The sequence below is a fragment of the Glycomyces sp. NPDC021274 genome, from assembly GCF_040641195.1.
In the GTDB taxonomy this organism is placed as follows: domain Bacteria; phylum Actinomycetota; class Actinomycetes; order Mycobacteriales; family Micromonosporaceae; genus Glycomyces.
Window position 1 is genome coordinate 1 of sequence record NZ_JBFADC010000028.1, and the last position, 5,136, is coordinate 5,136.

Genomic DNA, 5,136 nt, shown 5'->3' on the forward strand with positions numbered 1-5,136 from the left:
ACCCTCGGCATCAGCAACGCCGAATGGGAGGTCCTCAAGGCCCTCGTCGTCTCCGGCGCGCCCTACCGCATGGGCCCCGGCGAACTCGCCAAGCGCCTCGGCCTCACGCCGGCCGCCATGACCCACCGCATCGACCGCATGGCGAGCGAGGGTCTGGTCACCCGCGAGCGCGACGAGACCAACCGCGTCCGAGTGATCGTCGAGCTGACCCACGAGGGCCGCGAGAAGTGGCTGGAGGCGATGCGCATGGCATCGGTCTTCGAGGAGGAACTCCTCCAGGACCTCTCCGGCGAGCAACGCCGCATCCTCGGCGATGCGTTGACCAGGCTGCTGCGCCGCGTCGAGGAGGCCCAACCCGACGCCGAGGGCCGTCTGAGCGACCTCGACTGACCGGGTTTGACACGCCCCTCCCCGATCCGTAGTGTTCTCCGAGTTGCCAACGAGCCGGAACGGTTCTGCGGCAGCCATCCCGCCGCTTCGCGGCAACCCACTACTGCACGGCCCCTCAACGGGAGCGAGTTTCGCATGCCGAAATTCATTCCGGGCGCCTGATTAGGCGTCAGCGAGGAATTCCGCTAACGTAGTGAACACCCCGCCGACGGGGAATCGGATCGAAATTCGAACCGACCGCAACTCACTGAGAAGCGGGCCGGAACGGAAAGAAGATCTGATAAAGTCGGAAAGGCCGAAAAGCGAAAGCGAAGCGGCCGGACCCCGCTCCAACAGGGGGCCAGAGACGGAAACGGATCTGGTAAGGTTGGAGCCGCGAAGAAGCCGAAAGGCCGAATCGCACCGGCGAAAATCGGAGCCGAAAGGATCTGATAGAGTCGGAGACGCAAGACCGAAGGGAAGCGCCCGGAGGAAGCCCGAGAGGGTAGCCGAAGGAAGCGTCCGTTCCTTGAGAACTCAACAGCGTGCCAAAAGTCAACGCCAGATATGTTGATACCCCGTCTCCATCATGGAGATGAGGTTCCTTTGAAAAGTCCTTCCAATAGCTTTGGGAGGCGCACAGCGAGGACGCTGTGAACCGCGAGGATTATTCCTCCTTGTGGTTCCGCTCAACGCGAGTGTTGATACCGGATTACCGGTAAGCATTCACGGAGAGTTTGATCCTGGCTCAGGACGAACGCTGGCGGCGTGCTTAACACATGCAAGTCGAACGATGAACCGGCTTCGGTCGGGGATTAGTGGCGAACGGGTGAGTAACACGTGGGCAATCTGCCCTTCACTCTGGGACAAGCCCTGGAAACGGGGTCTAATACCGGATATGACACGGGGTCGCATGATCTCCGTGTGGAAAGCTCCGGCGGTGAAGGATGAGCCCGCGGCCTATCAGCTTGTTGGTGAGGTAATGGCTCACCAAGGCGACGACGGGTAGCCGGCCTGAGAGGGCGACCGGCCACACTGGGACTGAGACACGGCCCAGACTCCTACGGGAGGCAGCAGTGGGGAATATTGCACAATGGGCGAAAGCCTGATGCAGCGACGCCGCGTGAGGGATGACGGCCTTCGGGTTGTAAACCTCTTTCAGCAGGGAAGAAGCGAGAGTGACGGTACCTGCAGAAGAAGCGCCGGCTAACTACGTGCCAGCAGCCGCGGTAATACGTAGGGCGCGAGCGTTGTCCGGAATTATTGGGCGTAAAGAGCTCGTAGGCGGCTTGTCACGTCGGATGTGAAAGCCCGGGGCTTAACCCCGGGTCTGCATTCGATACGGGCAGGCTAGAGTTCGGTAGGGGAGATCGGAATTCCTGGTGTAGCGGTGAAATGCGCAGATATCAGGAGGAACACCGGTGGCGAAGGCGGATCTCTGGGCCGATACTGACGCTGAGGAGCGAAAGCGTGGGGAGCGAACAGGATTAGATACCCTGGTAGTCCACGCCGTAAACGTTGGGAACTAGGTGTGGGCGACATTCCACGTCGTCCGTGCCGCAGCTAACGCATTAAGTTCCCCGCCTGGGGAGTACGGCCGCAAGGCTAAAACTCAAAGGAATTGACGGGGGCCCGCACAAGCAGCGGAGCATGTGGCTTAATTCGACGCAACGCGAAGAACCTTACCAAGGCTTGACATACACCGGAAAGCATTAGAGATAGTGCCCCCCTTGTGGTCGGTGTACAGGTGGTGCATGGCTGTCGTCAGCTCGTGTCGTGAGATGTTGGGTTAAGTCCCGCAACGAGCGCAACCCTTGTTCTGTGTTGCCAGCATGCCTTTCGGGGTGATGGGGACTCACAGGAGACTGCCGGGGTCAACTCGGAGGAAGGTGGGGACGACGTCAAGTCATCATGCCCCTTATGTCTTGGGCTGCACACGTGCTACAATGGCCGGTACAATGAGCTGCGATACCGCGAGGTGGAGCGAATCTCAAAAAGCCGGTCTCAGTTCGGATTGGGGTCTGCAACTCGACCCCATGAAGTCGGAGTTGCTAGTAATCGCAGATCAGCATTGCTGCGGTGAATACGTTCCCGGGCCTTGTACACACCGCCCGTCACGTCACGAAAGTCGGTAACACCCGAAGCCGGTGGCCCAACCCCTTGTGGGAGGGAATCGTCGAAGGTGGGACTGGCGATTGGGACGAAGTCGTAACAAGGTAGCCGTACCGGAAGGTGCGGCTGGATCACCTCCTTTCTAAGGAGCACTTCTTACCGAGCTTTGCTTGGTCAGAGGCCAGTACATCAGCGAGTGTCTGATGCTGGTTGCTCATGGGTGGAACGTTGACTACTCGGCCTGTTCAGGATCATGGCTCGTTAGTACTGCTTCGGCGTGGAACACGGGACTGTGGGTTGAACTGGTCGGGCACGCTGTTGGGTGTCTGAGGGTGCGGACTATGGTCTGAGCCTTCGGGATGCCGGCCCCAGTGAACTCAGCCTTCGGGTTGGGGTGGTGGGTGGCTGGTCGTTGTTTGAGAACTGCACAGTGGACGCGAGCATCTGTGGCCAAGTTTTTAAGGGCGCACGGTGGATGCCTTGGCACCAGGAACCGATGAAGGACGTGGGAGGCCGCGATAGGCCCCGGGGAGCTGTCAACCGAGCTTTGATCCGGGGGTGTCCGAATGGGGAAACCCGGCAGTCGTCATGGGCTGTCACCCGCTGCTGAACACATAGGCAGTGTGGAGGGAACGCGGGGAAGTGAAACATCTCAGTACCCGCAGGAAGAGAAAACAACCGTGATTCCGGGAGTAGTGGCGAGCGAAACTGGATGAGGCTAAACCAGTCACGTGTGATACCCGGCAGGGGTTGCGTGGTTGGGGTTGTGGGAGCTTTCTTGATCGGTCTGCCGGCCGGTCGGTGAGTCAGAAACCGTTGATGTAGGCGAAGGACATGCGAAAGGTCCGGCGTAGAGGGTAAGACCCCCGTAGCTGAAACGTCAGCGGCTTGCTTGAGAGCCACCCAAGTAGCACGGGGCCCGAGAAATCCCGTGTGAATCTGGCGGGACCACCCGTTAAGCCTAAATATTCCCTGGTGACCGATAGCGGATAGTACCGTGAGGGAATGGTGAAAAGTACCGCGGGAGCGGAGTGAAATAGTACCTGAAACCGTGTGCCTACAAGCCGTGGGAGCGTCGCGCAGAGACTTGTTCTTTGCGTCGTGACTGCGTGCCTTTTGAAGAATGAGCCTGCGAGTTTGCGGTATGTTGCGAGGTTAACCCGTGTGGGGAAGCCGTAGCGAAAGCGAGTCCGAATAGGGCGTTGGAGTAGCATGCTCAAGACCCGAAGCGGAGTGATCTAGCCATGGGCAGGTTGAAGCGGAGGTAAGACTTCGTGGAGGACCGAACCCACCAGGGTTGAAAACCTGGGGGATGACCTGTGGTTAGGGGTGAAAGGCCAATCAAACTCCGTGATAGCTGGTTCTCCCCGAAATGCATTTAGGTGCAGCGTCGTGTGTTTCTTGCCGGAGGTAGAGCACTGGATAGGCGATGGGCCCTACCGGGTTACTGACCTTAGCCAAACTCCGAATGCCGGTAAGTGAGAGCGCGGCAGTGAGACTGTGGGGGATAAGCTCCATGGTCGAGAGGGAAACAGCCCAGAGCATCGACTAAGGCCCCTAAGCGTGTGCTAAGTGGGAAAGGATGTGGAGTCGCAGAGACAACCAGGAGGTTGGCTTAGAAGCAGCCACCCTTGAAAGAGTGCGTAATAGCTCACTGGTCAAGTGATTCCGCGCCGACAATGTAGCGGGGCTCAAGTACACCGCCGAAGTCGTGTCATTGCGATATTACCCCCAACGGGGATCGTGATGGGTAGGGGAGCGTCGTGTGCCGGGTGAAGCAGCCGTGGAAACGAGTTGTGGACGGTTCACGAGTGAGAATGCAGGCATGAGTAGCGATACAAGAGTGGGAAACTCTTGCGCCGATTGACTAAGGGTTCCTGGGTCAAGCTGATCTGCCCAGGGTAAGTCGGGACCTAAGGCGAGGCCGACAGGCGTAGTCGATGGACAACCGGTTGATATTCCGGTACCCGCTTTGAAGCGCCCAATACTGAATCAGGCGATGCTAAGTCCGTGAAGCCGCCCTGATCTCTTCGGAGTTGAGGGGAGTGGTGGAGCCGACGGACCAGACTTGTAGTAGGTAAGCGATGGGGTGACGCAGGAAGGTAGTCCAGCCCGGGCGGTGGTTGTCCCGGGGTAAGGGTGTAGGCCGTGTGGTAGGCAAATCCGTCACACGTTAAGGCTGAGACCTGATGCCGAGCCGATTGTGGTGAAGTGGATGATCCTATGCTGTCGAGAAAAGCCTCTAGTGAGTTTCAAGGCGGCCCGTACCCTAAACCGACTCAGGTGGTCAGGTAGAGAATACCGAGGCGTTCGGGTGAACTATGGTTAAGGAACTCGGCAAAATGCCCCCGTAACTTCGGGAGAAGGGGGGCCATTTCTGGTGATCCGTTTTGCACGGTGAGCTGGGGGTGGCCGCAGAGACCAGCGAGAAGCGACTGTTTACTAAAAACACAGGTCCGTGCGAAGCCGTAAGGCGATGTATACGGACTGACGCCTGCCCGGTGCTGGAACGTTAAGGGGACCGGTTAGCTCCATTTCGGTGGGGCGAAGCTGAGAACTTAAGCGCCAGTAAACGGCGGTGGTAACTATAACCATCCTAAGGTAGCGAAATTCCTTGTCGGGTAAGTTCCGACCTGCACGAATGGCGTAACGACT

At 58.6% G+C, this 5,136-nt stretch carries 1 protein-coding gene and 2 rRNA genes; all 3 read left to right on the plus strand.

From position 1 onward, the window contains the following. A partial coding sequence (locus AB0I03_RS26140; protein WP_360417253.1) for a MarR family transcriptional regulator occupies positions 1-390 on the plus strand: 390 nt, incomplete at its 5' end. 704 nt (positions 391-1,094) lie between these two features. Beyond that, a 16S ribosomal RNA gene (locus tag AB0I03_RS26145) occupies positions 1,095-2,623 on the plus strand. Positions 2,624-2,929: 306 nt separating this feature from the next. Then, positions 2,930-5,136: ribosomal RNA gene (locus tag AB0I03_RS26150) — 23S ribosomal RNA — on the plus strand; the annotation flags it as partial.